Genomic DNA, 23686 nt, shown 5'->3' with positions numbered 1-23686 from the left:
CCGGAAAAATAGGTTCAGTCACCGACATCGTCACTGACATGCATAGCGCGTGCAACCACACGGGAACCTGGGGTGAGTGGGCACTTGCAGGTTGCTTACTTCTTCAAATCCTCGGCACCCTGCAACGGCTCATCACCCAGCAGCAGATCCTTGTCATGGCTGACCAGTTCTTCCTCGAACATGCGCCATACGTGATCGTCCTGAGTGCCAAGCAGCTCGACGAAGCGCCGGCCTTCGATCTTGTCGCTCAACTGGCCGATGTAACGACCCTGTTCGGTCTCGCTGCGGGCCAGGACGATCTTGCGGTCCTTCTCCGGCTGGGTCGGCGAGATCAGGTTCAGCTCCAGGGTTTTCGGCTGGCTGTCACCGCTCAGGCGCAGATCGACTTCGCCGGTCACGTCATCCAGGTGCACGGCGGCGCGCATCTTCAGGGTCTGGGCCAGCAGCTCGCGGTCCAGCGAGCGGTTGATGCCTTTGCCGGCCTCGTAGTAGTTGTCGTTGACCAGATTGTCCGGGTGGTTCACCGCAATGGTCACCATGGACAGGGTCAGGGTCACCGAACAGGCCAGAATCCCGATGATGATCCATGGCCAAAGGTGCTTGTACCAGGGACTTGCGGCGTTTGCTGCGGGCATGTTCAGTTCTCTCAACGATTTTGTGGGCCGATGAATCGGCTCTTGGCTTCAACGTGGACGCTGTTGTCATCGGCGTCCTTGAGGATGAATTTCACCTCGTTGGTGCTCGATGGCAGTTGTTCCGGCGCGCTCGACAACTCGACCGGCATGCTGAAGATTTCCCCGGCGGGCACCTTGATCTCGCGCCGGCCTTGCAGGCGCAGATCCGGCAAGCCGGCGGCTTCCAGCACGTAGGTATGGTCGCGCTGATCCTTGTTCATGATTTTCAGGCTGTAGACGTTTTCGATCCGGCCTTCGGCGTTCTCGCGGTACAGCACGCGGTCCTTGCTGACGTCGAAACCCACCAGCGAACGCATGAAGAACGCGCTGACCAACAGGCTGATCATCGCCAGCAGCACCACGGCGTAGCCGATCAGGCGCGGACGCAGTTTATGGGTTTTCTGCCCCGACAGGTTGTGCTCGGTGGTGTAGCTGATGAGCCCGCGCGGGTAATCCATCTTGTCCATGATGCTGTCGCAGGCGTCGATGCAGGCGGCGCAGCCGATGCACTCGATCTGCAGGCCGTCGCGGATGTCGATGCCGGTCGGACAGACCTGGACGCACATGGTGCAGTCGATGCAGTCGCCCAGGCCCTGAGCCTTGTAGTCGGCGCCTTTCTTGCGCGGGCCACGACCTTCGCCGCGCCGTGGATCGTAGGAAACGATCAGGGTGTCCTTGTCGAACATCACGCTCTGGAAGCGCGCATACGGACACATGTAGATGCACACTTGCTCGCGCAGCCAGCCGGCGTTGCCGTACGTGGCGAGGGTGAAGAAACCGACCCAGAAATACGACCAGCCATCGGCTTGTCCGGTGAAGAACTCGATGACCAGTTCGCGGATCGGCGAGAAGTAGCCGACGAAGGTCATGCCGGTGACAAAACCGATCAGCAGCCACAGTGCATGCTTGGCGAATTTGCGCAGGAATTTGTTGGCGCTCATCGGCGCCTTGTCGAGCTTGATGCGCTGGTTGCGATCGCCCTCGGTGACCTTTTCGCACCACATGAAAATCCACGTCCACACGCTTTGCGGACAGGTATAGCCGCACCAGACCCGGCCGGCGTACACGGTGATGAAGAACAGGCCGAACGCCGCGATGATCAGCAGGCCCGAGAGCAGAATGAAGTCCTGCGGCCAGAACGTGGCACCGAAAATGAAGAACTTGCGCTCCGGCAAATTCCACCACACCGCCTGATGGCCGCCCCAGTTCAGCCACACCGTACCGAAATACAACAGGAACAGCGCTGCGCCGCCCATCATCCGCAGATTGCGGAACAGGCCGGTAAAAGCACGGGTGTAGATTTTTTCTCGAGAGGCGTAAAGATCGACGCTGTTGTTCGCGTTCTTGCTGGGTGGTGTGACGTCGTGAACCGGAATCTGATTACTCATCATTGCATCCCACGGCAGTGGAAAAATGCCTCGATCGATACGTGCCGACCGGGGTCATGAAGGGGTGTTGCAGTGGCGCAATGATACGCCTGTCGCTCTAGCTCAAGGGTGCGACCTTTGGTCGCGTTGGGTGAAAAGCGTGAATGGTGTAGCAGATGAAACAAGTCATGATCCAGATCAATTGACTATAGACGATTCATCCTTTCTTCCTGCGTAAGGATCGCTGGACTGGAGAATGCCGCGCATCGACGCGGCATGGCCCGCATGTCAGGGAAGGCGTCCACATCCCAGAGAGTCCAGACCGCCGGTGTAGTGCTCCTTTTTCGGTTTTTTCGGGCGTTCGGCAGAGCGGGGGTGGCGGGACAATACAGTGCTATCGTCGATTGATTGATCTTCCTCGTATTCTTCAGCGCTCCGATCTTCAATTTCTTCGTTCGGGAAATCATCACCGGGTAGTTCTGACATGGCTTCACATCCGTGTTGTTGGCATTTTTAAAGATTGCTCATGGCTGCTTGTCATGAGTTGGGTCTGAGGCTAATGGTTGGAGATTTGGGCGTCGATCAACCAAAGATTTCAGGATGTGATTAGCTGTGAACCTTCTCATCCAGAATGTTTATCCGACTCAAACGAAAAAGGCCCCGTCGAGTGACGGGGCCTTTTTCGTTACTTCAGCGTTGGCCTTATTCGGCGTTCGCCTCCGGCGCTTTTTCACCGTGGGACAGGCTGTACACGTAAGCTGCCAGCAGGTGCACCTTGTCGTTGCCTTGCAGTTGTTCCTGGGCAGGCATCTGGCCCTGGCGGCCGTAACGGATGGTCTGCTGCAGTTGGGCGAAGCTCGAACCGTAGATGAACGCGGCCGGGTGGGTCAGGTTGGGCGCGCCCATGGCCGGGGTGCCTTTGCCTTCAGGGCCGTGGCAGGCCACGCAGTTGGCGGCGAACAGCTTCTGGCCGTTGGCCGGATCTGCCTTGGTGCCTTCCGGCAGCTTGCGGCCATCGAGGTTGGTGACCACGAACGCGGCCACGTCGGCCACGCCTTGCTCGCCAATCACGTCGGCCCAGGCCGGCATCACGGCGTGACGACCGCCCATGATGGTGGTCTTGATGGTTTCCGGCTCGCCGCCCCAGCGCCAGTCGGCGTCGGTCAGGTTCGGGAAGCCATAGGCGCCTTTGGCGTCGGAGCCGTGGCAGACCGAGCAGTTGGAGGCGAACAGGCGGCCACCCATCTTCAGGGCTTGCGGGTCCTTGGCGACTTCCTCGATCGGCATGGCGGCGAACTTGGCGAAGATCGGACCGAACTTGGCGTCCGAACGGGCCATTTCCTTTTCCCATTCGTGAACGCCGGTCCAGCCGGTCTGGCCGTTGGCGAACGCGGTCTGCTTGTCGTTATCGAGGTAGTTGTAGCCCGGCAGCAGGCCTTTCCAGTTGCCCAGGCCCGGGTACAGGACCAGATAGCCGAGGGCGAAGACGATGGTGCCCACGAACAGCATGAACCACCATTTCGGCAGGGGGTTGTCGTACTCTTCGATCCCGTCGAACGAGTGGCCGACCGTCTCGTCGGTCTGCTCGGCGCGCTGCCCCTTGCGGGTCGACAGCAACAGCCAGGTCAGGGAAAAGATCGTACCGAGACTGAGGACTGTGACGTACAGACTCCAGAATGTAGTCATTCTTTGTTACTCCTAGAAGCTTGCTCGACGTGCTTGATGGCTTCGGGATCATCCGCAAAGGGCAGCAAGGTTGCGTCTTCAAACTCCGACTTGCGCTTGGGGCTGAATACCCACAACGCCAGACCGATGAAGGCCACCATCACGACAACGGTGCCCAGGCCACGAATCATCCCGATATCCATTAAGAATCACCGTTTGCTTTTGATGATGGTGCCCAGGCCTTGCAGATAGGCCACCAGCGCGTCCATTTCGGTCTTGCCCTTCACGGCATCCTTGGCACCGGCGATGTCTTCGTCGGTGTAAGGGACGCCGAGCGTGCGCAGGACTTCCATTTTCTTGGCAGTGTCTTTGCCGTCGAGCTTGTTTTCCACGAGGAACGGATACGCCGGCATCTTCGATTCCGGCACCACGTTGCGCGGGTTGTACAAGTGCGCACGCTGCCAGTCATCGGAGTAGCGACCGCCGACACGGGCCAGGTCCGGGCCGGTACGCTTGGAACCCCACAGGAACGGGTGGTCCCAGACGCTTTCACCGGCGACCGAGTAGTGGCCGTAGCGTTCGGTTTCGGCACGGAACGGACGGATCATCTGCGAGTGGCAGCCGACACAGCCGTTGGCGATGTAAACGTCGCGGCCTTCCAGTTCAAGGGCGGTGCGCGGCTTCATGCCTTCGACCGGCTTGTTGGTGACGTCCTGGAAAAACAGCGGAACGATTTGGGTCAGGCCACCGACGCTGACGGCGATGACCATGAAGAAGGCCAGCAGGCCAATGTTCTTCTCGACTGCTTCATGCTTCATCAGTGAGCTCCAACTACGGCAATCGTGGCGGCGGCTTCGGCTTCAGCCGGGTTCGAGGCGCGAACGGTGCGCCATACGTTGTAAGCCATCAGCAGCATGCCGCTGGCGAAGAACGCTCCGCCGAGGGCGCGGACGATGAAGCCCGGATGGCTGGCTTGCAGCGCTTCGACGAACGAGTAGGTGAGGGTGCCGTCATCGTTGATTGCACGCCACATCAGGCCCTGGGTGATGCCGTTGACCCACATCGAGGCGATGTAGAGCACGGTCCCGATGGTGGCTAGCCAGAAGTGCGCGTTGATCAGACCGGTGCTGTGCATCTGCGCGCGGCCGAACAGTTTCGGAATCATGTGGTAGACCGCGCCGATCGAAATCATCGCCACCCAACCGAGGGCACCGGCGTGTACGTGGCCGATGGTCCAGTCGGTGTAGTGCGAGAGCGAGTTGACGGTCTTGATCGCCATCATCGGACCTTCGAAGGTCGACATGCCGTAGAACGCCAGCGATACCACGAGGAAGCGCAGGATCGGGTCGGTGCGCAGCTTATGCCAGGCGCCCGAGAGGGTCATCATGCCGTTGATCATGCCGCCCCAGCTTGGCGCCAGCAGGATGATCGACATCGCCATGCCCAGTGATTGTGCCCAATCCGGCAGCGCGGTGTAGTGCAGGTGGTGGGGACCTGCCCAGATGTACAGGGTGATCAGCGCCCAGAAGTGCACGATCGACAGGCGATAGGAGTAGATCGGACGCTCGGCCTGTTTCGGCACGAAGTAGTACATCATCCCCAGGAAGCCGGTGGTCAGGAAGAAGCCCACGGCGTTGTGGCCGTACCACCACTGGATCATCGCGTCGGTCGCGCCCGAGTAGGCGGAGTACGACTTGAACAGGCTGACCGGCAGCGACATGTGGTTGACGATGTGCAGCATCGCGGTCACCACGATGAACGCACCGTAGAACCAGTTGCCGACGTAGATGTGCTTGGTCTTGCGCTTGGTGATGGTGCCGAAGAACACCAGACCGTAGGTGACCCAGACAATGGCCAGCAGAATGGCGAGGGGCCATTCCAGTTCCGCGTATTCCTTGGTGGTGGTGTAACCCAGCGGCAAGGTAATGATCGCGCCGACGATCACCGCTTGCCATCCCCAGAAGGTGAAGGCCGCGAGGCTGTCGGAAATCAGTCGCGTCTGGCAGGTTCGCTGCACGACATAGTAGGAAGTGGCAAACAGTGCACATCCACCGAAGGCAAAAATCACCAGGTTTGTGTGCAACGGGCGCAGGCGTCCAAAGCTCGTCCACGGCAGACCGAAGTTCAACTCCGGCCAGACCAGTTGCGAGGCGATGAAGACACCGAGCCCCATGCCAAGGATCCCCCAGACCACCGTCATGATGGCGAACTGGCGGACTACCTTATAGTTATAAGCAGTCGGACTGATTGCTGTGCTCATTCTAAGGTTCCACGGTTTGGGTGTTTTATTAGGATTAAAATCGGCCGCAAGTATGGAGAAAGCAGGGGGTCATTGCAACGCGCCATGACCTGGGTCAATGCGTTCCAGCGCTGATTCTGCGGCCTTTCCATGCGCCGCGTAAGGACAAAATCGGCCTCGAAAAAAATCGTTCGGCGGATGAAAAAAATGCAGGGTCCGGATCGCATGCAACCGGGTGGGCGGGAAAGGCGAGATCGGAGACGGACGGTCATTTGCGCGACAGCCGGTATCTACCGGCGCTTGCAGCCTGATCGGTCAGCCGATTCGTCGATCACGGTGCCCGGGGTCGACCTGGAACCGGCACATGCCAGTCCGCATCGGGCAAGCGTAGACCCGAATCCGGGGATACGAAAGGCAGGTTGCAGAGGGGGTGCGACAATGCGTCGCAAAGGGGAAGGGGACTGCCGCATTCGATCGAATGCGGCAGGGAAACGCGGGAGGGTTACTCTTTCTGGCCTTCGGCTTGCAGATTTTCTGTATTCAATCCGTGCGACAGGCTGTACACATAAGCCGCCAGCAATTGCACTTTATCGTTGCCGAGCAGTTCGCTCTGTGCTGGCATGTGGCCCTGACGACCATGGCGGATGGTCTGTTCGAGTTGGGTCAGGCTGGTGCCGTAAATGAAACCGGCCGGGTGCGTCAGATTCGGCGCACCCATGGCTTCAGTGCCTTGGCCGTTTGCCCCATGACAGGCTACGCAGGTGGTGCTGAACGCTTGCTGTCCGGCCTGCACATCGGCCTTGCTGTCAGCCGGCAACGGCAACCCGGCCAGTTCGTGACGCACATAGGCCGCCACGTTCTTCACCCCGGCTTCGCCCAGTACTTCACCCCAGGCCGGCATGGCCGCCATCCGGCCACCCATGATGGTGGTCTTGATGGTGTCGGCACTGCCGCCCCAGCGCCAGTCCTTGTCGGCCAGGTTCGGGAAGCCGAAGGCACCCTTGGCGTCCGAGCCGTGGCACACCGAGCAGTTGGAGGCGAACAGGCGGCCACCCATTTTCAGCGCCTGCGGATCTTTCGCCACTTCTTCCACCGGCATGGCGGCGAATTTGGCGAAGATCGGCCCGAATTTGGCGTCGGCCTTGCTCATCTCCTTTTCCCACTCGTGAACGCCGGTCCAGCCGTCCTCGTAGCCGGGCAGGATGCCTTTCCAGTTTCCGAGGCCCGGATACAGGATCAGGTAGCCCACGGAAAACACCAGCGTGCCGGCGAACAGCATGAACCACCACTGCGGCAGCGGGTTGTCGTACTCCTCGATGCCGTCGAAGCTGTGGCCCATGGTCTGGTCGACGCTGCCCTTGGTTTCGCCCCGGCGGGTGCCGATCAGCAGCCAGGTCAGGCCGATCAGGCTGCCGATGGTCAGTACGCAGATCCACGTACTCCAGAAGGTGGTCATGGCCGGGTACTCCTTGGTTCAGGTGCTAGGGTTGTGTCGGGTTGTGGTTCGTCGGCGAACGGCAGCAGGCGCGCTTCGGCGAATTCCGGCGTGCGCTTGCGGTTGAACACCCAGAGGGTCAGGCCGACGAAGGCCACGAACACCACGACCGTGCCGAGGCCGCGAATCAGCCCCGCGCTCATTTCAAAGACCATGGCTCACCTCTTGCTCTTGATCGCAGTGCCGAGCACTTGCAGGTAGGAGACCAGGGCGTCCATCTCGGTCTTGCCCTTGAGGCTGGCCACGGCGCCGCTGATGTCGTCGTCGGTGTACGGCACACCGAGGGTGCGCATGACCTTGAGCTTGGTTTCGGTGTGGCTGCTGTCGACCGCTTGCGTGACCAGCCACGGGTAGGCCGGCATCTTCGATTCCGGGACGACGTTGCGCGGGTTGTACAAGTGCGCGCGGTGCCAGTCATCGGAGTAACGCGCGCCAACCCGGGCCAAGTCCGGACCGGTACGCTTGGAACCCCACAGGAACGGGTGATCCCAGACGCTTTCACCGGCCACCGAGTAGTGCCCGTAGCGCTCGGTTTCGGCACGGAACGGCCGGATCATCTGCGAGTGGCAACCGACGCAGCCTTCGCGGATGTAGATGTCGCGGCCTTCGAGTTGCAGCGCGGTGTAGGGCTTCATGCCTTCCACCGGCTTGTTGGTCACGTCCTGGAAGAACAGCGGGACGATCTGGGTCAGGCCGCCGATGCTCACGGCGAACACCATCAGCAGCATCAGCAGGCCGACGTTCTTTTCAATCGTTTCGTGTTTCATGGCGGACTCCTCAGGCCATCTGCGCGGCAGCGACGACATCAGCAGGCTGCGAGGCCCGCACGGTGCGCCAGGTGTTGTAAGCCATCAGCAACATGCCGCTGAGGAAGATCGCCCCGCCAATCAACCGCACGATGAAGCCTGGGTGGCTGGCCACCAGGGTTTCGACGAAGGAGTAGGTCAGCGTGCCGTCTTCGTTCACCGCACGCCACATCAGGCCCTGGGCGATGCCGTTGACCCACATCGAGGCGATGTAGAGCACGGTGCCGATGGTGGCGAGCCAGAAGTGCGCGTTGATCAGGCCGATGCTGTGCATCTGCTCGCGGCCGAAGACTTTCGGGATCATGTGGTACAGCGCGCCGATGGAAATCATCGCCACCCACCCGAGGGCGCCGGCGTGGACGTGGCCGATGGTCCAGTCGGTGTAGTGGGAGAGGGCGTTGACGGTCTTGATCGCCATCATCGGGCCTTCGAAGGTCGACATGCCGTAGAACGCCAGCGACACCACGAGGAAGCGCAGGATCGGGTCGCTGCGCAACTTATGCCAGGCGCCCGAGAGGGTCATCATGCCGTTGATCATCCCGCCCCAGCTTGGCGCCAGCAGGATCAGCGACATCACCATGCCCAGCGACTGCGCCCAGTCCGGCAGCGCGGTGTAGTGCAAGTGGTGCGGGCCGGCCCAGATGTACAGGGTGATCAGTGCCCAGAAGTGGACGATCGACAGGCGATAGGAATACACCGGACGCTCGGCCTGTTTCGGCACGAAGTAGTACATCATCCCGAGGAAACCGGCAGTGAGGAAAAAGCCTACGGCGTTGTGGCCGTACCACCATTGCACCATCGCGTCGGTCGCGCCGGCGTACAGCGAGTAGGACTTGGTGAAACTCACCGGCAACTCAAGGTTGTTGACGATGTGCAGAATCGCCACGGTGATGATGAACCCGCCGAAGAACCAGTTGCCCACATAGATGTGCTTGGTCTTGCGCTGCATGATCGTGCCGAAGAACACGATGGCGTAGGCGACCCAGACGATGGTGATCAGGATGTCGATCGGCCATTCCAGCTCGGCGTATTCCTTGGAGCTGGTGTAACCCAGCGGCAGGCTGATGGCCGCCAGCAGGATCACCAGTTGCCAGCCCCAGAAGCAGAACGCGGCGATTTTTGGCGCGAACAATTGCGTCTGGCAGGTGCGCTGCACCGAGTAGAACGAACTGGCGAACAGCGCGCAGCCGCCGAACGCGAAGATCACCGCGTTGGTGTGCAGCGGGCGCAGGCGGCCGAAACTGGTCCAGGGCAAGTTGAAGTTGAGTTCGGGCCAGACCAATTGGGCCGCGAGAAAAACCCCGAGCCCCATGCCGACGATGCCCCACACCACCGTCATAATGGCGAATTGGCGGACCACCTTGTAGTTGTAGGCGGTACTGATAGAAGTGTTCATGGTTCCCCATCCACGGTTCAGCCGAAGCGAGCGCGCCCGCTAAAAGCAGCGCGCCCTTCGCCTGGAGTTATAGGCAGACTAAAAGCGAGGCAAGCATGGACAAACAGCACAAGGCCAGTATTGACGGGGATCAATGGGCGCAGTGCGTGCGGGATCATGGCTGGCTGTGGGATGCGGCTGTTGGCGAGGCTTCAGCGACCCTCATCCTCGCCCATGGTGCGGGTGCGCCGATGGACAGCGAGTGGATGACGGATATGGCTGGGCGCCTTGCCGGGCTTGGTGTCAATGTGTTGCGGTTTGAGTTTCCGTACATGGCGCAGCGGCGGGTTGATGGCGGCAAGCGCCCGCCGAATCCTGCGCCGAAACTGCTGGAATGCTGGCGTGAGGTGTATGGCTTGGTGCGACTTCATGTCGCTGGTCCACTCGCGATTGGCGGCAAGTCGATGGGGGGGCGGATGGCGAGTTTGCTGGCGGATGAGCTTGGTGCTGATGCGTTGGTTTGCCTGGGGTATCCGTTTTATGCGGTTGGGAAACCGGAGAAACCACGGGTTGAACATCTGGCTTCCTTGCAGACTCGGACGTTGATTGTGCAGGGTGAGCGGGATGCGCTTGGCAATCGGGAGGCGGTTGAGGCTTACACCTTGTCACCGAGTATTGAGGTGACTTGGCTTGCGGCCGGCGACCATGACCTCAAGCCATTGAAGGTTTCCGGGTTTACGCATGAACAGCATTTGGCCAGCGCCGCACAGAAGGTAGCCGTGTTTCTCAAGGGTGTACCGAAATTCTCAACCAGATGAAGATCGGCTCCCTTTCCCCCTCGCCCCCTTGGGGGAGAGGGTTGGGGTGAGGGGGATCGATCTTAAGGGCAACACCATTTTTGTTTCGGGTGAATATCCGTTGCTGCGGTTATGGCTGCTTAGGGTTTCGCCCTTACGGCGACTCACTTTTTTGACAAACGCCTCAAAAAAGTAAGCAAAAAAACGCTTGCTCCTACGTTCGGCCCGCTCGCTGGGGCTCGGGGTTCCTTCGCTCCGGGATTCATCCGGGGGGCATCGCCTACGGTTTGCTTCGCTGCACCTCCTCTCGATGTGTTTGGCTGCGCCAAACGGTCGCTGCGCTCCCACCCCCGGACGAATCCCTCCACTCAGCCTTCCGACGTCGCCCGAAGATCAAAAGCTGTACTCAAGCTAACGCTCATCGTGTTGAGTGGTTTGGCGAACGGTTTGGTTTCAGTGTCGAGCTTACCCCTCCCCCCAAGGAGAGGGAGCCGAATGGGTAGCTTTCAAGCGTGAGTTCAACTCGGTATCCCACGTCGGCGTACCTCGCCCGAACACCTCGGTCAGTTCCCTCTCCCACGGGGAGAGGGCTAGGGTGAGGGGGGAAGATTCCACTGACACGCCACAAAAACTGAAAGCTCTTCCAGCCCAGCATTTTCAGCGCATAAACACCAATGCGTGACGATGTTTAAAGTACACGAACCGTTACGCCATAAGGGCTACAACACCTTGCGTCGTTGCCTACGGCTACGCCAGAATCCGCCGGCTTACGCGGCTATGGGGTGGGCTATATCGTTTTCCTGTCACTGAAAAACAGTGATCGGGTTTGGTAGCCCGCTCGTTTACGGTCGTATGGCATCACCTTCTGCAGCCTCTTTTTTGCGGCTCAGTTTTATATGGTGGGCATGCGTGGGGCTCATTCGTGAGCGCCGGGTTCCGTATTCGACCGGTCTACCAACCCGCGCATGGCCGCCACCCGCCGTTTGGTAGCGAGGGTGATGGCTCCTATTTTTCGATACGGAGCTTCATATATGTTCAAAGCCACGCCTAACCCGCCAGAAGTCGATCCAACTTCCCAAGACCCCGAGCTCGAGTCCCAAAAGACAAAAGACGCCGTTGACCGCGCACTCGACTTTTACTTGGCGCCGGAAGCTCCGAAGTACTTCCCACCCAAGCCCCGTCCCATCTACATGGTCGACCCCACACTCGATGACGAAACGCTGCTCGTCGAAGCCAGTGAATCACTGTCGTCAGCCAACGCCATGGCCGGCAATATCGCCAACTCGGTGAACGGCCCGGAACGCAAACCGCTGCTGGCGCTGCAACAGCTGATCATGCTGAACGAGCTGTTGGTGAATCGACTGCTGGATAGGCTTCGTTTGCCGCAGTAGTCGTCAATTGCCGTAAATAACAAACAAAAAACCCCGGAAGCTTTCGCTGTCCGGGGTTTGTTTATTGCCAATCCAATCAGCGGTTAAACCGCTCCACCAACGAATACTGCGTATTGGCAGTCTTGGTCAGCTCTTCGCTCAGCAACGCCGAGTTGTGCGCCTGTTCCGAGGTCTGGTCCGCCAGTTCCGAGATGTTGCTGATGTTGCGGCTGATTTCTTCAGCCACCGCACTTTGCTCTTCGGTCGCAGCGGCGATCTGGGTGGTCATGTCGGTGATGTTGGCCACCGCTTCGCTGATCCCCACCAGGGCCTGATCCGCTTCCAGAACCCGTGACACACCTTCTTCGGCCTGGCGATGCCCGGCTTCCATGGTCTGTACGGCGCTGGTGGCGGTTTGCTGCAGCTTGGCGATCAGGGCGTGGATTTGCCCGGTCGATTCGCTGGTGCGTTGCGCCAGTTGGCGGACTTCGTCGGCCACCACGGCAAAGCCGCGGCCCATCTCGCCGGCACGCGCTGCTTCAATCGCAGCGTTCAGGGCCAGCAGGTTGGTCTGGTCGGCGATGCCTTTGATCACGTCGACCACGCCGCCGATTTCGTCGCTGTCCCGGGCCAGTTGGGTGACGGTCAGGCCGGTTTCACCGACCACCACCGACAGGCGCTGGATGGCTTCGCGGGTTTCCCCGGCGATGTCGCGGCCGCGACCGGTCAGGCGATTGGCTTCCTGGGTGGCGTCGGCGGTGCGTTGTACGTGGCTGGCGACTTCCTGGGTGGTGGCGGCCATCTGGTTGACGGCGGTGGCGACCTGTTCGGTTTCCACGCGCTGGCGTTCCAGGCCGCTGGAGCTGTTGTGCGCCAGGGCATCGGACTGCTTGGCCTGATCGGTCAGGTGCTCGGCGGTGTCCTGCAGACGGGTCAGGCAGGTTTTCAGACGCGCTTCCTGGCTGAGGATCGACATCTCCAGTCGCGCCTGCGCGCCACGGCTGTCGGTGTACATCTGCGCGATCAGCGGGTCGGACGTGGTCTGCTCGGCCAGACGCAGCAGGCGCTTGAGGCCGCGTTGCTGCCATTGCAGGCCCATCAGGCCCAGCGGCACCGAGAGACCGGCGGCGAGGGCGAAGCCCCACTGCGAGTTCAGGGTCGCGCCGATCATGAAGCTCAGTTGGCTGACCAGAATGAACGGCAGCCAGTCCTGCAGCACCGGTAGCCATTTGTCTGCTTTTGGAATCGCCGACTTGCCCTGGTTGATGCGTTGATAGAGCGCTTCGGCACGGCGGATCTGTTCGGCGGTGGGTTTGACCCGCACCGACTCGTAACCGACCACCTGACTGCCTTCGAACACCGGTGTCACATAGGCGTTGACCCAATAATGGTCACCGGTCTTGCAGCGGTTCTTGACAATGCCCATCCATGGCAAGCCTTGTTTCAGTGTGCCCCACATGTGCGAAAACACCGCCGCCGGGACGTCGGGATGACGGACCAGGTTGTGCGGCGCACGGATCAGTTCCTCACGCGAAAACCCGCTGATCTCGACGAAAGCGTCGTTGCAGTAGGTGATCACGCCTTTGGCGTCGGTTGTGGAAATCAACCGCTGTTGAGCCGGGAATGTCCGTTCGCGTTGTGTAATGGGCTGGTTATTACGCATGGTTTTTCAATCCGCAAGGCTTTGAAAGGTTGTCGGCGGTCGCAGGAAATTATTGAAGTTTTTTTTCAGTAATAAGTACGGCGTCGCAAAACGGGTCTTGCTTCAGCCAGCAAGCATCGGATAAGTGAACAGGCCGAAATGCAGCAGGTTCAGGCCAAAATGCGTGGCGATCGCCGCGCCGAGCCCGCCGAAACGATAGGCCAGACCATAGCCGACGCCTGCCAGGCTCGCCAGCAGTACCCATTGCCAGCCCGCGCCCAGATGCACCAGGCCGAACAGCAGGGAGGCCAGCAGCAGCGCCAGGTTGTCGCCGTAAGGCAAGTGTTTGAAGCTACGGCTCAAGCCGCCCTGTATATAGCCGCGAAACAGCGCCTCCTCGACCAGCGTCACCAGCAGCAGATTGTTCAGCACCCATAGCCACGCCTGATCCGGCCATTTTGGTGCCCAGGCAATCATGCCCAGCAACACAGCGCCGCCCAGCGCCAGAATCACGCTCAACGTCAGTGCCAGCGCGGTGGCGTACACCGTCAGGCGCAACGAGCGACGCGCGACGATCCACGGGCACACCAGCAGCAGCCAGAAGCCGATCAGCGGCTTGTCCAGATTCAGGTACATCGAAAACGGCACGGCGTTGTCGGTGAAACGCTGCGGTTCGATGGCCCGCCCGTTATAAAAGCCGGGCAGCCAATGCATGGCCAGCGCGAGGGCCAGCACGACGAACAGGCCATGGCCGAGAAAGCGCGCGACGGGCAATGTCTGCTGGCGCACGGCGAAACCCGCGAACAACAGCAAGGCCACGGAGATCAGCGCCAGCCAACCGAGCTGGCCGAAGCTCAGCGCCAGTCCGTAACCGAGGCCGAGAAGGGCGAGGTAGAGCCATGGCAGAGCCGTCATGGAAAGTCCTTGAGCACAATTTGTGGGAGGGCTTTCTACACGGCTGAACGCGTGGGGACAAGTGAAGGTGACGGGGAAAACCGGGACGGCTCACAAATCCCGGTTTCTGTTCGGCGAGGGTTCAGCGCAGATTGAGTTTCGCCGCCGCACGCTCAGTGATCTCGGTCCGCAACTTCAGCGAAGGCGCAGCCTTGAGCCGGGCTTGTTCGACGATCCGGCCCGGCGCGGTGTCCGGGCTGCCGGCATCGAACGGTGGCGCCGGGGCGTATTCCAGTTGCAGTTGCACCAGTTGTGCGGTGTCGGCGTCGAACAGCTCCGCTGCCAGGGTCAGGGCAAAATCGATCCCGGCCGTGATGCCGCCGCCGGTAAACAGATTGCCGTCACGCACGACCCGATCCTTGACCGGGATCGCGCCGAGGGTCGCCAGCAAATCGTGGTAGGCCCAGTGCGTGGTCGCCCGCTTGCCCTGCAACAGCCCCGCCGCGCCGAGCACCAGCGAACCGGTGCACACCGACGTCACGTATTTTGCCTGCGCGGCCTGGGACTTGATGAACGCCAGGGTCTGCGCGTCTTCCATCAGCGCCCCGACACCCGCACCGCCGGGGATGCAGATCACATCCAGGGCCGGACAATCCTCGAAGCTGGTGGTCGGTTTCAGCAGCAGACCGGTGCTGGCGGTGACCGGCACCAGGTCCTTCCAGATCAGATGCGTCTGCACACCCGGCAGCGAGGCCAGCACCTCGTATGGGCCGGTGAGGTCGAGTTGCTGCACCTGAGGAAACAACAGAAAACCGATCTGCAACGTCATGGCTTTACTCCGTCAAAAGGGGTGGACGGCTTCACTGTAGGCGCGTAGGTTTTGGCGTATACGCCAATAACCCCACGAATTACGCCAAATGCCGAAAACCATCCACGTACTTGCGTTCGCCAATGTGCAATTGCTCGACGTTACCGGGCCGTTGCAGGTCTTCGCCTCGGCCAACGACATTGCCCGCCAGCAGGGTTTGCCTGCGCCTTACACGCCAACGGTGATCGCCAGCGGTGGCGGGGCGGTGAACTCGTCCGCCGGATTGGCGATGTTGGCCGGGCCGCTGCCGGAGCAGCCCAGCGATACCCTGATCATCGCCGGCGGTTGGGGCGTCTATGCCGCTGCTGAAGACGCCGAGTTGGTGAGTTGGGTGCGTGAACACGCGAACGGCTGCCGGCGTGTGGCCTCGGTCTGCACTGGCGCGTTTCTGCTGGCGGCCAGCGGTTGGCTCGACGGTCGCCGGGTCGTCACTCACTGGACTCGTTGCGAGCAACTGGCGCAGAAACACCCGCGCTTGCAGGTCGAGCCGAACCCGATCTTCATCAACGACGGTCCGGTGTGGACCTCGGCAGGTGTCACCGCCGGCATCGATCTGGCGCTGGCCATGGTCGAAGACGACCTCGGTCGCGACATGGCCCTGGACGTTGCCCGGCAACTGGTGGTGTTCCTCAAGCGCCCCGGCGGGCAATCGCAGTTCAGCGTGACCCTGTCCCTGCAAAAACAAGGTAACCGTTTCGACGACCTGCACGCCTGGATCGCGGAAAACCTGACCTGCGACCTGGGCATCCCGACCCTCGCCGAGCAGGCCGGTATGAGCGAGCGCAGCTTCGTGCGTCACTACCGCGCCGACACCGGCCAGACCCCGGCCCGGGCCATCGAACTGATCCGCGTCGAAACCGCCCGCCGTCTGCTCAGCGACACCGGCCTGCCGATCAAACGGGTCGCGGCCAATTGTGGATTTGGCAGCGAAGAGACGTTAAGACGCAGCTTCCTGCGGGCCATGGGGGTGACGCCGCAGGCTTATCGGGAGCGGTTTTCGGTTAGTGCTGCAACAGATCCAGCAATGCCTTGAGGGTTTGTTGCATGGTCATTAAATGGGTTTGAGAAGGGCGTGATGTTTCAGAATGGTTCCATACAACTTGATCGGGTCATTAAGGATTCCGTAGACGTATAGAGCGAGGCTGATCGCCATGCACAGCGCCAGTAAACAAGGAGCAAATTGGTTAATAAAAGAGGCAGGGGTGATGGTGGGCTTCATGACGTGCCGAAGGACGAACCCCATTATTATGAGGAGAATCGAAAGTCCGATCAGGAGGATGGTGTACCCCGAGAACGCGACCCTTTGTAGGGCGGAGCTGAACGTACCGAGTAAAGTGAACCCCAGTACTATCGTAAAAAAAGCGGTCCCACCGGTAAGGAACGTCAAGTTTTTCGAAACCTGATTGATGGTGTCTACGGAACCTTTATCCCACACGTAGATGACGAGCATGCAAGACCACACGATAAAGAACGGCAAGGTACTGGCAAGCAACTTGTCGCGCACCATGCCATTGATATCGATAAGGTCTGCTACAAGCTTATTGGTATTGACGAGCTCGGCAATCCATTGATAAGCGTCGGATACGATAAAGGGCCCAATCAAAAAGTAGCCGACGACACCGCCTGCGATAGAACACATCCATAAAACCCAAAGCCGGTACTTTTTGTAGATATCCATTACGACATGGACATTTGCCGATAAGTTGTTCAATTCGATTCTCGATTTTAGGAGGGTACGGGTAGGTGAGTTTGCTACTGAGGAAACCGTCTGGTTTATGAGGTTTTAAGCCTCGGCTTCCGCCACCTGATTGAAATACTTGCTGCGATCCGGCGTAAACGTCACCACCATTTTCGTCCGCGAGCACGTCAGCGCCCGCTCGGCACTCAGATCGATATCCAGATCCTCTCCGCGCAACCCCTGCCATTGGGCGAGGTATTTCAGCGAGCCGTATTTTTCGTTTTTCTTCAGGCTGCGGCTCACGCCGCCTTTCCAGCCGAGTACCGGCAGTTCATCGGCACAGCAGCGTTGGGCGAGGTCGGGGAAGCGGGCGGCGCGCTGGCGGCCGATCTCCCAGCATTTGATGAGGCCTTTGTCGGCGGCTTCCCACAATTCGTCGCGGGTCAGGCCGGTGCGCAGTGGGGTGTCGATCTGACGGTGGATGCGTTGGCTCATTCTGGTTCCTTGAATCGGGTTTTATTGGACAGCTCCGCTGTGCCCGTTGCGGTGGATGGTAGGGGGGGATGTAACAGCTGGCAACAAGGTATTTCGGCGTGTAAGTGCGAGTTGTGAGCCAAGCGTTACACGGGGTCTGGCAGGTTGTTGTAGGCCTCGCCATCAACAAGTTGTATCGAAGGTAATCGATTGTGTGGGCCAGCCCTTTAATCGCAAGGGGCGAGAGTGTTTACCGTTCGTAGGTTGCCATCCTACAAACGGCGGTTGGGGTGGGGATCTTTCTTACAGGCTCTGGCGAAGAATGATGACTACGGCTGCCAGTAATTCTTCTCCCCACTCAACTTGCGATCCAGAAAACTCGCCGCACTGATCAGCGCCAGGTGCGTCAGCGCTTGCGGCGTGTTGCCCAGATGTCGGCCATGACTGTCGAACTCTTCGGCATACAGCCCCAGCGGGTTGGCATAGCGCAGCAGTTGTTCGAACTCCAGGTGGGCCTTGTCCAGTTGGCCGGCGCGGGCCAGGCATTCGACGTACCAGAACGAACACGCGGCGAAGGCGCCTTCGGTGCCGCTCAGGCCGTCGATGCCGGTGTCGTCGTTGCGGTAGCGGTAGACCATGCCGTCGCGCACCAGGTGTTTTTCGATGGCTTGCAGGGTCGAGAGCCAGCGCGGGTCCTTGGCGCTGACGAAACGCACCAGCGGCATCAGCAGCATCGAACCGTCGAGAGCGGTGCCGCCCTGGTATTGCACGAAATGCCCGCGTTCCTCGTTCCAGAAGTTGTCCCAGATGTCGGCGTAGATCGCCTGGCGTGTCTGGTCCCAACGGGCGAACGGGGCGGGCAGCGAGCGCTTCGAGGCCAGGCGGATCGCTCGGTCCAGCGCCACCCAGCACATCAGCCGCGAGTGCAGGAAGTCATGTTGCTCACCGCGCATTTCCCAGATGCCGACATCCTGGGTCTGCCACGTCTCACAGACTTGATTGACGACTTCCCCGACATGGCGCCAGCCCTCGTGGGAAATCGCATCGCCGTATTTGTTGACCAGATACACCGCGTCCATCAGTTCGCCGAAGATGTCGAGCTGGATCTGGTCATAGGCGCCATTGCCGATCCGTACCGGTTGTGCGCCGCCGTGGCCGGACAGGTGCGTCAGCTCGACCTCCGGCAGTTCCTGGCGTCCGTCGACGGCATACAGGATGTTCAGTTTCATCGGTTTGCCGGTGCAGTCGCTGACCCGCCCGCGCAACCAGCGCATGTAATCGTTGGCTTCGTTGACGAAGCCCAGGCGCATGAAGGCGTAGACGGTGAACGAGGCATCGCGGATCCAGGTGTAGCGGTAGTCCCAGTTGCGCTCGCCGCCGACGGTTTCCGGCAGGCCGAACGTGGCGGCGGCGAGGATCGCACCATGCTGGCGTGAGGTCAGCAGCTTCAGGGCGAGGGCTGAACGATGAACCATTTCCCGCCAGCGTCCGCGATAGATCGATTGGCCGATCCAGTCGCGCCAGAACTTCAGGGTGCGCTCCAGGCACAAGTCCCCGGCACCTTCGGCAAAGCGCGGATCGTCGCTGGCGCCGAGCATGAATGCCGCCGTTTCATCCTGCTTGAGCGTAAAACTCGCGACCGCTGCGTGCGCGTCAATCCGCAACGGCTGATCCGACGCCAGCCGCAACGATGGCTGGCCGCTGGCGCTGAATGTCACGTCCTGCTTGTCCATCTGCGCGTGGGTGGTGGCGCGGGCGTAGTCGTGGCGCACCGCGCAACGCATATTGAATGTCGCCTCACCGCTGACCACCCGCACCCGGCGCATCAACAGCGGCAAGGCATCGTCGTTGTCGCCGATCGGCAGCAGGTCGGTGATTTCCACCACCGCGCGTTCGCTGAGCCAGCGGGTTTGCAGGACGTTGGTGTCGGGCAGGTAGATCTGCTCGCGTCGGGCATCGGGCAGGTCCGGGGCGAGCTGGAAAATCCCGGCATCGGGCGTGTCCAGCAGCGAACAGAAGATCGACGGGCTGTCGAATTCCGGCCAGCAGAAAAAGTCCACGCTGCCCTTGTCGTTGACCAGCGCCGCACTGCGCAGGTCGCCGATGATGCCGTGGGCGTCGATCGGGCTTTGTCGTTCGGAAGGATGCTCAGCCATTGCCACGAAACTCCGGATAAAGACTCATGCCGCCGTCGATGAACAGGGTGGTGCCGACGATGTAGTCGGCCAGATCGGAGGCGAGAAACACCACCGCGTTGGCCACGTCCTCGACATCGCCGATGCGGCCGTAGGGAATCAGTTTGAGCAGCTCCTGCCCGGCCTCGCCCTCGGTGGCCTGGGTATTGATTGCGGTGCTAATCGCCCCCGGCGCAATGCCGTTGATGCGAATCCGCTGCTGGCTGACTTCCTGAGCCAGGCTCTGCATCAACAGGTCGACGCCGCCCTTGGACGCCGCGTAGTTCACATGCCCGGCCCAGGGAATGCGCTGGTGCACCGAACTCATGTGAATGATCTTGCCGGCCGCCCGGGATACGCCTTCGCGGATGCCCTGGCGGTTGAAAATCCGCAACGCGGCACGGGCGCAGAGGAACTGGCCGGTGAGGTTGACGCCGATCACCGTGTTCCATTCGTCCAGGGTCATGTCGACGGCGGGCGCATCTTTTTGCAGGCCGGAATTGGCGACGAGAATGTCCAGCGAACCGAAGGCATCGAGGGTCTGCCGGAACAGCCGTTCGACGTCGTCCTCCTTTGACACATCGGCGCCAATCGCCAATGCCTGGCCGCCGTCGGCAATGATCTGCCGGGCCAGCGCTTCGGCGGGTTCGGCCTGACGGTTGTAGTTGATGACCACGGCAGCGCCGGCAGCGGCCAGGGCTTTGGCGCTGGCGTGACCGATGCCGGAACTGGCGCCGGTGATCAGCGCGACCTGGCGGGCGAGGGAGATTTGCATGCGGTGCAGCACCTTGCGGTCGAGGGCTTACTTAGCTGACTGACGGTCGAAGCCGAGAGTTCATCCGCGAACATGAAAAGATCGCCGCCTTCACACTCCACCAACAATTGCACGCTTCCCGGCCCGTCGGGCTTTGTGGCAACTTGGCGGCCCCTGATGAGGCTGTATCCGATGGCAAACCCCTACCGCGAATTGTTCAACGCTCCCGGCGCCCGTGCCTTTGTGCTGGCCGGGATGATTGCGCGCATGCCGATTTCCATGACCGGCATCGGCGTGATCACCATGCTCTCGCAGTTGAAGGGCGGTTATGCGCTGGCGGGGGCGATTGCGGCGACGTTTGCGCTGGCCTCGGCGTTCTGTGCGCCGCAGGTGTCACGGCTGGTGGATCGGTATGGCCAAGGGCGGGTTTTACCGGTGGCGGCGTTGCTCGGCGGCGGGGCATTGTTGATGTTGCTGCTCTGCACCCGGTTGCAGGCGCCGAACTGGACGCTGTTTGTCTTCGCCGCCTTGGCCGGTTGCCTGCCGAGCATGTCGGCGATGGTGCGGGCGCGCTGGACCGAGATCTATCGCGGCCAGCCGCAATTGCAGACCGCCTATGCGCTGGAATCGGTGCTCGACGAAGTCTGCTTCATCGTCGGCCCGCCGCTCTCGGTCGGGTTGTCCGTGGCGGTGTTTCCCGAGGCTGGACCGCTGGCCGCGCTGGTGATGCTGGCGATTGGCGTGACCGCATTCGTTGCCCAGCGCAGCACCGAGCCGCCGGTGCATCCGCACGAATCCCATCATCAAGGTTCGATCATTCGCTCGACGGACGTGCAATGGCTGCTGGCGCTGATGCTCGCCATGGGTGTGATCGTTGGCGTGGTGGATGTGGTCAGCGTCGCGTTCGCCCAGCAGCAAGGGCAACCGGCAGCGGCCAGTATCGTGTTGTCGGTGTACGCCATCGGCTCGTGTCTGGCGGGCATCGCGTTTGGCGCAATGCGCTCGAAACTGCCGCTGCCGCGACTGTTCATGTATGGCGGCATGGCGACGGCGGTGACCACGTTGCCGCTGTTGCTGGCGAGCAATATTTTTGGCTTGTCGGTGGCGGTGTTCGTGGCCGGGCTGTTCTTCTCGCCGACCCTGATTGTCGCCATGGCGCTGGTCGAGCGCATCGTGCCGCCGGCCAAACTCACCGAAGGCCTGACCTGGCTGGTGACCGGTCTGAGTATCGGCGTGGCGATCGGTGCTGCCGGCTCAGGCGCGCTGGTGGATGCCTTTGGCGCGCGCAGCGGATTCTGGCTGGCGATAGCGGCGGGGGCCGTGGTACTTGGCTCCGCCGTGCAGAGCTATCGCCATTTGAAATGAGGCGCCCTCAGGTAAAGCAAACCGGGGTTACCAGCCCCGGCCCGAGTTGACCCAGAAATTCACTGACAGTGAGGTGGACACCGATTCCACCTGATGGAACCAGCCCTCCGGCAGAAACAGCAAATCCCCGGCCTCCAGGGTCACGCGCATGAACGTCACGTCGCGGGCCTTGGGGAAGCGCTGGTAGTCCGGCGCATCGGGGTTGAAGTCGCAGCCGTCCAGGCCTCCGTCGGGCGCGGTGGACCAGGTGCCCAGCGCTTCGCGGTGATGGGGGGCGGCGAGGGTGAATTTTTTCTGGCCCCAGACCTGAGCGAACAGGTTGTCGGTGTCGTCGCGGTGCAGCGGAGTGAGGGTGCCCTTTGGGCCGATCCAGATCCGTGGCGGGATGAACAGCGAGGCATCGAAGTAGGCCGGGTACTTGATCTGTTCCATCAATTGCGCCGGCAGAATGTTGTTGCCCATGTACGCCGGTGGCTCGCCGTCGGCACCCTTGACCGCCGGGCTGTCCAGCGAAGCGATGAAATCGGCCATCGAGGTCGAGCGGAAATCCCGTTCGGTGGAGAAGGTCTTCTTCACATAATCGCCGTGGCGGGTGATGCCTTGCAGTTCGGCGAAATGCACCAGCGATTCTTCGCGGCTGAGGTTGAACAGTGGCCAGTCGTGCAAGGCATTGCTGATCACCACGGGAACGCCGTGGGGCAGGTAGCGGCTCTTGAATTCAGTCACCGACAGCTCGCTGCGCGGACGGCGCTCGACGCTGACCTGGGTCGGCAGGCTGGCGGTGAGTTTTTCGCTGAAGCGCGCCGGGGTCGGGTAGCGCTTGTTCATGTCGACCTTTTCCACCGCTGCACCGCCGCCATGCCGGGCGTGGTCGATGATCTGGGGCAGCAGCGTTGCCAGCCCCATGTTGCCGCCGATCTTCAGGCGACCGCTAGCGAACAGTTCCTCGACGTTGGCCATGCCGCCCATGATCCCGAGGAAGTCCTTCTCCGCGACTTCGATGGTCACGTCGGGACTGGCATGCCGCCCGGCTTCGGTGCGGCTGCTGGCCTTGACCTCGGACCAGTACGCCTGCTGCGGACCAAAGACGAATTGGAAAACGCCTTCGATGCCGACGGCACCGGCATTGGCGAACAGTTTGCCCAGGATGGTCTGCAGATCCACGGTGAGTCCTCGTTATTGATTTTTGGCCTGAACAGTTAACGAGGCTCTGACGCGGAAATTTACCGGCCGCCGACTAATTTGCCGGGGCGTTGATCCGTACCCTGTGCAGAGACATTTTTTCGAGGGAAGCGTGGTGACCAAGTTGACCCTGCTGTGCCTGCCGTATTCCGGCGCCAGTGCCATGGTCTACAGCCGCTGGCGGCCCAAGCTGCCGCAGTGGCTGCAATTGCAACCGGTGGAGTTGCCGGGACGCGGTGCGCGGTTCGACGAGCCGCTGCACACCGACATGCGCGCGCTGGCGATGCAACTGGCGAAAGAATTGCGCCCGACGCTCAAGACGCCTTACGCGCTGTTCGGTCATAGCCTGGGCGCACTGATGGCCTGCGAAATCGCTCACGCGTTGCGCGCGCTGGGTTGCCCGGAGCCGGTGGCGCTGTTCGCCTCGGGCACCGCCGCGCCGACGATGCGCGCCGACTATGACCGGGGTTTTGCCGACCCGAAGACCGATGCCGAGCTGATCGAGCAACTGCGCACGCTCAACGGCACCAGTGAGGAAGTGCTCGCCAATGAAGAGTTGATGAGCCTGACCCTGCCGATCCTGCGCGCCGATTTTCTGCTGTGCGGCAAGTTCCAGCCGTTGCAGCGGCCGTTGCTCAATTGCCCGGTACACGTGCTCGGCGGCAAGGCCGACAAGGCCACCACCGAACAGTTGATTGGCTGGAGCAAGGAAACCACCGGCAGTTTCTCGGTGGACATGCTCGCCGGTGGGCACTTCTTCATCCATGAGCACGAGGCCAGGGTGCTGAAGGTGATCAAGGATCAACTGGAAACCCATCATCGGCGCCACGCCATGGCCGCGACAGCCTGACCCGTTGTAGAAAATCC

Annotated in this window: 24 protein-coding genes; 5 read left to right on the top strand and 19 right to left on the bottom strand. The window is 61.0% G+C overall.

Annotation, left to right across the window (positions count from 1 at the left end; genetic code table 11):
- Window positions 1–95 precede the first annotated feature (95 nt).
- The 11 genes from N8H74_RS24475 to ccoN (N8H74_RS24425) form a co-directional block, all read right to left on the bottom strand.
- Complete coding sequence (locus N8H74_RS24475; protein ID WP_217834822.1) at window positions 96–635, bottom strand: FixH family protein; 540 nt, start codon at window positions 633–635, stop codon at window positions 96–98.
- 11 nt (window positions 636–646) lie between these two features.
- Entirely contained in the window at window positions 647–2062 is a 1416-nt protein-coding gene (ccoG, locus tag N8H74_RS24470; RefSeq protein WP_217834823.1) for a cytochrome c oxidase accessory protein CcoG, read from the bottom strand.
- Between the two features lie 267 nt (window positions 2063–2329).
- Complete coding sequence (locus N8H74_RS24465) at window positions 2330–2527, bottom strand: hypothetical protein (protein WP_262150970.1); 198 nt, start codon at window positions 2525–2527, stop codon at window positions 2330–2332.
- A 216-nt stretch (window positions 2528–2743) separates the two neighbouring features.
- Window positions 2744–3727, bottom strand: coding sequence for a cytochrome-c oxidase, cbb3-type subunit III (ccoP, locus tag N8H74_RS24460; RefSeq protein ID WP_262150968.1), 984 nt, complete (start codon window positions 3725–3727; stop codon window positions 2744–2746).
- Entirely contained in the window at window positions 3724–3909 is a 186-nt protein-coding gene (locus N8H74_RS24455) for a CcoQ/FixQ family Cbb3-type cytochrome c oxidase assembly chaperone (RefSeq protein ID WP_003175465.1), read from the bottom strand. The genes ccoP (N8H74_RS24460) and N8H74_RS24455 overlap by 4 nt, the downstream gene beginning before the upstream one ends.
- A 6-nt stretch (window positions 3910–3915) precedes the next feature.
- Entirely contained in the window at window positions 3916–4524 is a 609-nt protein-coding gene (gene ccoO, locus N8H74_RS24450) for a cytochrome-c oxidase, cbb3-type subunit II (protein ID WP_007905434.1), read from the bottom strand.
- Entirely contained in the window at window positions 4524–5966 is a 1443-nt protein-coding gene (gene ccoN, locus N8H74_RS24445; protein WP_262150965.1) for a cytochrome-c oxidase, cbb3-type subunit I, read from the bottom strand. Before ccoN (N8H74_RS24445) ends, ccoO (N8H74_RS24450) begins: the two co-directional genes overlap by 1 nt.
- Window positions 5967–6447: 481 nt before the next feature.
- A complete protein-coding gene (ccoP, locus tag N8H74_RS24440; protein WP_262150963.1) occupies window positions 6448–7401 on the bottom strand; it encodes a cytochrome-c oxidase, cbb3-type subunit III in 954 nt (317 codons plus the stop codon).
- Complete coding sequence (locus tag N8H74_RS24435; protein ID WP_217830628.1) at window positions 7398–7595, bottom strand: CcoQ/FixQ family Cbb3-type cytochrome c oxidase assembly chaperone; 198 nt, start codon at window positions 7593–7595, stop codon at window positions 7398–7400. Before N8H74_RS24435 ends, ccoP (N8H74_RS24440) begins: the two co-directional genes overlap by 4 nt.
- A gap of 3 nt (window positions 7596–7598) precedes the next feature.
- On the bottom strand, window positions 7599–8207 hold the full coding sequence (gene ccoO, locus N8H74_RS24430; protein ID WP_008082031.1) for a cytochrome-c oxidase, cbb3-type subunit II: 609 nt from the start codon (window positions 8205–8207) through the stop codon (window positions 7599–7601).
- A gap of 10 nt (window positions 8208–8217) precedes the next feature.
- Complete coding sequence (ccoN, locus tag N8H74_RS24425) at window positions 8218–9642, bottom strand: cytochrome-c oxidase, cbb3-type subunit I (protein WP_262150959.1); 1425 nt, start codon at window positions 9640–9642, stop codon at window positions 8218–8220.
- Between the two features lie 95 nt (window positions 9643–9737).
- On the opposite strand from ccoN (N8H74_RS24425), the gene N8H74_RS24420 reads away from it, so the two are divergent.
- On the top strand, window positions 9738–10439 hold the full coding sequence (locus N8H74_RS24420; protein ID WP_262150958.1) for an alpha/beta family hydrolase: 702 nt from the start codon (window positions 9738–9740) through the stop codon (window positions 10437–10439).
- A gap of 1010 nt (window positions 10440–11449) precedes the next feature.
- On the top strand, window positions 11450–11809 hold the full coding sequence (locus N8H74_RS24415) for a DUF6124 family protein (RefSeq protein WP_262150956.1): 360 nt from the start codon (window positions 11450–11452) through the stop codon (window positions 11807–11809).
- A gap of 76 nt (window positions 11810–11885) precedes the next feature.
- On the opposite strand, the gene N8H74_RS24410 is transcribed toward N8H74_RS24415, so the two are convergent.
- From N8H74_RS24410 to inhA, 3 genes are all read right to left on the bottom strand, one after another.
- Complete coding sequence (locus tag N8H74_RS24410) at window positions 11886–13451, bottom strand: PAS domain-containing methyl-accepting chemotaxis protein (protein ID WP_217830624.1); 1566 nt, start codon at window positions 13449–13451, stop codon at window positions 11886–11888.
- Between the two features lie 102 nt (window positions 13452–13553).
- Window positions 13554–14345, bottom strand: coding sequence for a CPBP family intramembrane glutamic endopeptidase (locus N8H74_RS24405; RefSeq protein ID WP_262150954.1), 792 nt, complete (start codon window positions 14343–14345; stop codon window positions 13554–13556).
- A 121-nt stretch (window positions 14346–14466) separates the two neighbouring features.
- On the bottom strand, window positions 14467–15153 hold the full coding sequence (gene inhA, locus N8H74_RS24400; RefSeq protein ID WP_262150952.1) for an isonitrile hydratase: 687 nt from the start codon (window positions 15151–15153) through the stop codon (window positions 14467–14469).
- An 88-nt stretch (window positions 15154–15241) separates the two neighbouring features.
- On the opposite strand from inhA, the gene N8H74_RS24395 reads away from it, so the two are divergent.
- Entirely contained in the window at window positions 15242–16225 is a 984-nt protein-coding gene (locus N8H74_RS24395) for a GlxA family transcriptional regulator (RefSeq protein WP_262150950.1), read from the top strand.
- A gap of 18 nt (window positions 16226–16243) precedes the next feature.
- Here N8H74_RS24395 and N8H74_RS24390 read toward each other — a convergent pair whose 3' ends face one another.
- From N8H74_RS24390 to N8H74_RS24375, 4 genes are all read right to left on the bottom strand, one after another.
- The gene (locus N8H74_RS24390; protein ID WP_262150948.1) at window positions 16244–16903 is read right to left on the bottom strand and encodes a hypothetical protein; all 660 of its coding nucleotides are present in this window, start codon (window positions 16901–16903) and stop codon (window positions 16244–16246) included.
- Window positions 16904–16975: 72 nt separating this feature from the next.
- Entirely contained in the window at window positions 16976–17365 is a 390-nt protein-coding gene (locus N8H74_RS24385; RefSeq protein ID WP_262150946.1) for a hypothetical protein, read from the bottom strand.
- A 308-nt stretch (window positions 17366–17673) separates the two neighbouring features.
- Window positions 17674–19500, bottom strand: coding sequence for a glycoside hydrolase family 15 protein (locus N8H74_RS24380; protein WP_262150944.1), 1827 nt, complete (start codon window positions 19498–19500; stop codon window positions 17674–17676).
- The gene (locus N8H74_RS24375; RefSeq protein WP_262150942.1) at window positions 19493–20293 is read right to left on the bottom strand and encodes a glucose 1-dehydrogenase; all 801 of its coding nucleotides are present in this window, start codon (window positions 20291–20293) and stop codon (window positions 19493–19495) included. The genes N8H74_RS24380 and N8H74_RS24375 overlap by 8 nt, the downstream gene beginning before the upstream one ends.
- 171 nt (window positions 20294–20464) lie before the next feature.
- Between N8H74_RS24375 and N8H74_RS24370 the strand changes: the two genes are divergently transcribed.
- Window positions 20465–21637 (top strand): MFS transporter, encoded by a 1173-nt coding sequence (locus N8H74_RS24370; protein ID WP_217830616.1) that lies wholly within the window; start codon window positions 20465–20467, stop codon window positions 21635–21637.
- Window positions 21638–21664: 27 nt separating this feature from the next.
- On the opposite strand, the gene N8H74_RS24365 is transcribed toward N8H74_RS24370, so the two are convergent.
- Window positions 21665–22801: a cupin-like domain-containing protein gene (locus tag N8H74_RS24365; protein ID WP_262150940.1), complete on the bottom strand. Its 1137-nt coding sequence runs from the start codon at window positions 22799–22801 to the stop codon at window positions 21665–21667.
- Window positions 22802–22931: 130 nt separating this feature from the next.
- Here N8H74_RS24365 and N8H74_RS24360 point away from each other — a divergent pair, with 130 nt between their 5' ends.
- Window positions 22932–23669, top strand: coding sequence for an alpha/beta fold hydrolase (locus N8H74_RS24360; RefSeq protein WP_262150939.1), 738 nt, complete (start codon window positions 22932–22934; stop codon window positions 23667–23669).
- The last annotated feature ends 17 nt before the right edge of the window (window positions 23670–23686 follow it).

The sequence above is a fragment of the Pseudomonas sp. B2M1-30 genome, from assembly GCF_025447575.1.
Classification (GTDB): Bacteria; Pseudomonadota; Gammaproteobacteria; order Pseudomonadales; family Pseudomonadaceae; genus Aquipseudomonas; species Aquipseudomonas botevensis.
The sequence above is the reverse complement of the archived record's forward strand: the minus strand, read 5'-3'. Positions and strand labels throughout refer to the sequence as shown.

Coding starts and splice junctions, on each gene's coding strand:
- N8H74_RS24385 (WP_262150946.1), bottom strand. CDS start 17,365: ATGAGCCAACGCATCCACCGTCAGATCGACACCCCACTGCGCACCGGC.
- ccoG (WP_217834823.1), bottom strand. CDS start 2,062: ATGAGTAATCAGATTCCGGTTCACGACGTCACACCACCCAGCAAGAAC.
- N8H74_RS24375 (WP_262150942.1), bottom strand. CDS start 20,293: ATGCAAATCTCCCTCGCCCGCCAGGTCGCGCTGATCACCGGCGCCAGT.
- N8H74_RS24455 (WP_003175465.1), bottom strand. CDS start 3,909: ATGGATATCGGGATGATTCGTGGCCTGGGCACCGTTGTCGTGATGGTG.
- ccoP (WP_262150963.1), bottom strand. CDS start 7,401: ATGACCACCTTCTGGAGTACGTGGATCTGCGTACTGACCATCGGCAGC.
- N8H74_RS24405 (WP_262150954.1), bottom strand. CDS start 14,345: ATGACGGCTCTGCCATGGCTCTACCTCGCCCTTCTCGGCCTCGGTTAC.
- ccoO (WP_007905434.1), bottom strand. CDS start 4,524: ATGAAGCATGAAGCAGTCGAGAAGAACATTGGCCTGCTGGCCTTCTTC.
- ccoO (WP_008082031.1), bottom strand. CDS start 8,207: ATGAAACACGAAACGATTGAAAAGAACGTCGGCCTGCTGATGCTGCTG.
- N8H74_RS24380 (WP_262150944.1), bottom strand. CDS start 19,500: ATGGCTGAGCATCCTTCCGAACGACAAAGCCCGATCGACGCCCACGGC.
- N8H74_RS24410 (WP_217830624.1), bottom strand. CDS start 13,451: ATGCGTAATAACCAGCCCATTACACAACGCGAACGGACATTCCCGGCT.
- N8H74_RS24475 (WP_217834822.1), bottom strand. CDS start 635: ATGCCCGCAGCAAACGCCGCAAGTCCCTGGTACAAGCACCTTTGGCCA.
- N8H74_RS24395 (WP_262150950.1), top strand. CDS start 15,242: ATGCCGAAAACCATCCACGTACTTGCGTTCGCCAATGTGCAATTGCTC.
- N8H74_RS24435 (WP_217830628.1), bottom strand. CDS start 7,595: ATGGTCTTTGAAATGAGCGCGGGGCTGATTCGCGGCCTCGGCACGGTC.
- N8H74_RS24465 (WP_262150970.1), bottom strand. CDS start 2,527: ATGTCAGAACTACCCGGTGATGATTTCCCGAACGAAGAAATTGAAGAT.
- ccoP (WP_262150968.1), bottom strand. CDS start 3,727: ATGACTACATTCTGGAGTCTGTACGTCACAGTCCTCAGTCTCGGTACG.
- inhA (WP_262150952.1), bottom strand. CDS start 15,153: ATGACGTTGCAGATCGGTTTTCTGTTGTTTCCTCAGGTGCAGCAACTC.
- ccoN (WP_262150959.1), bottom strand. CDS start 9,642: ATGAACACTTCTATCAGTACCGCCTACAACTACAAGGTGGTCCGCCAA.
- N8H74_RS24370 (WP_217830616.1), top strand. CDS start 20,465: ATGGCAAACCCCTACCGCGAATTGTTCAACGCTCCCGGCGCCCGTGCC.
- N8H74_RS24415 (WP_262150956.1), top strand. CDS start 11,450: ATGTTCAAAGCCACGCCTAACCCGCCAGAAGTCGATCCAACTTCCCAA.
- ccoN (WP_262150965.1), bottom strand. CDS start 5,966: ATGAGCACAGCAATCAGTCCGACTGCTTATAACTATAAGGTAGTCCGC.
- N8H74_RS24420 (WP_262150958.1), top strand. CDS start 9,738: ATGGACAAACAGCACAAGGCCAGTATTGACGGGGATCAATGGGCGCAG.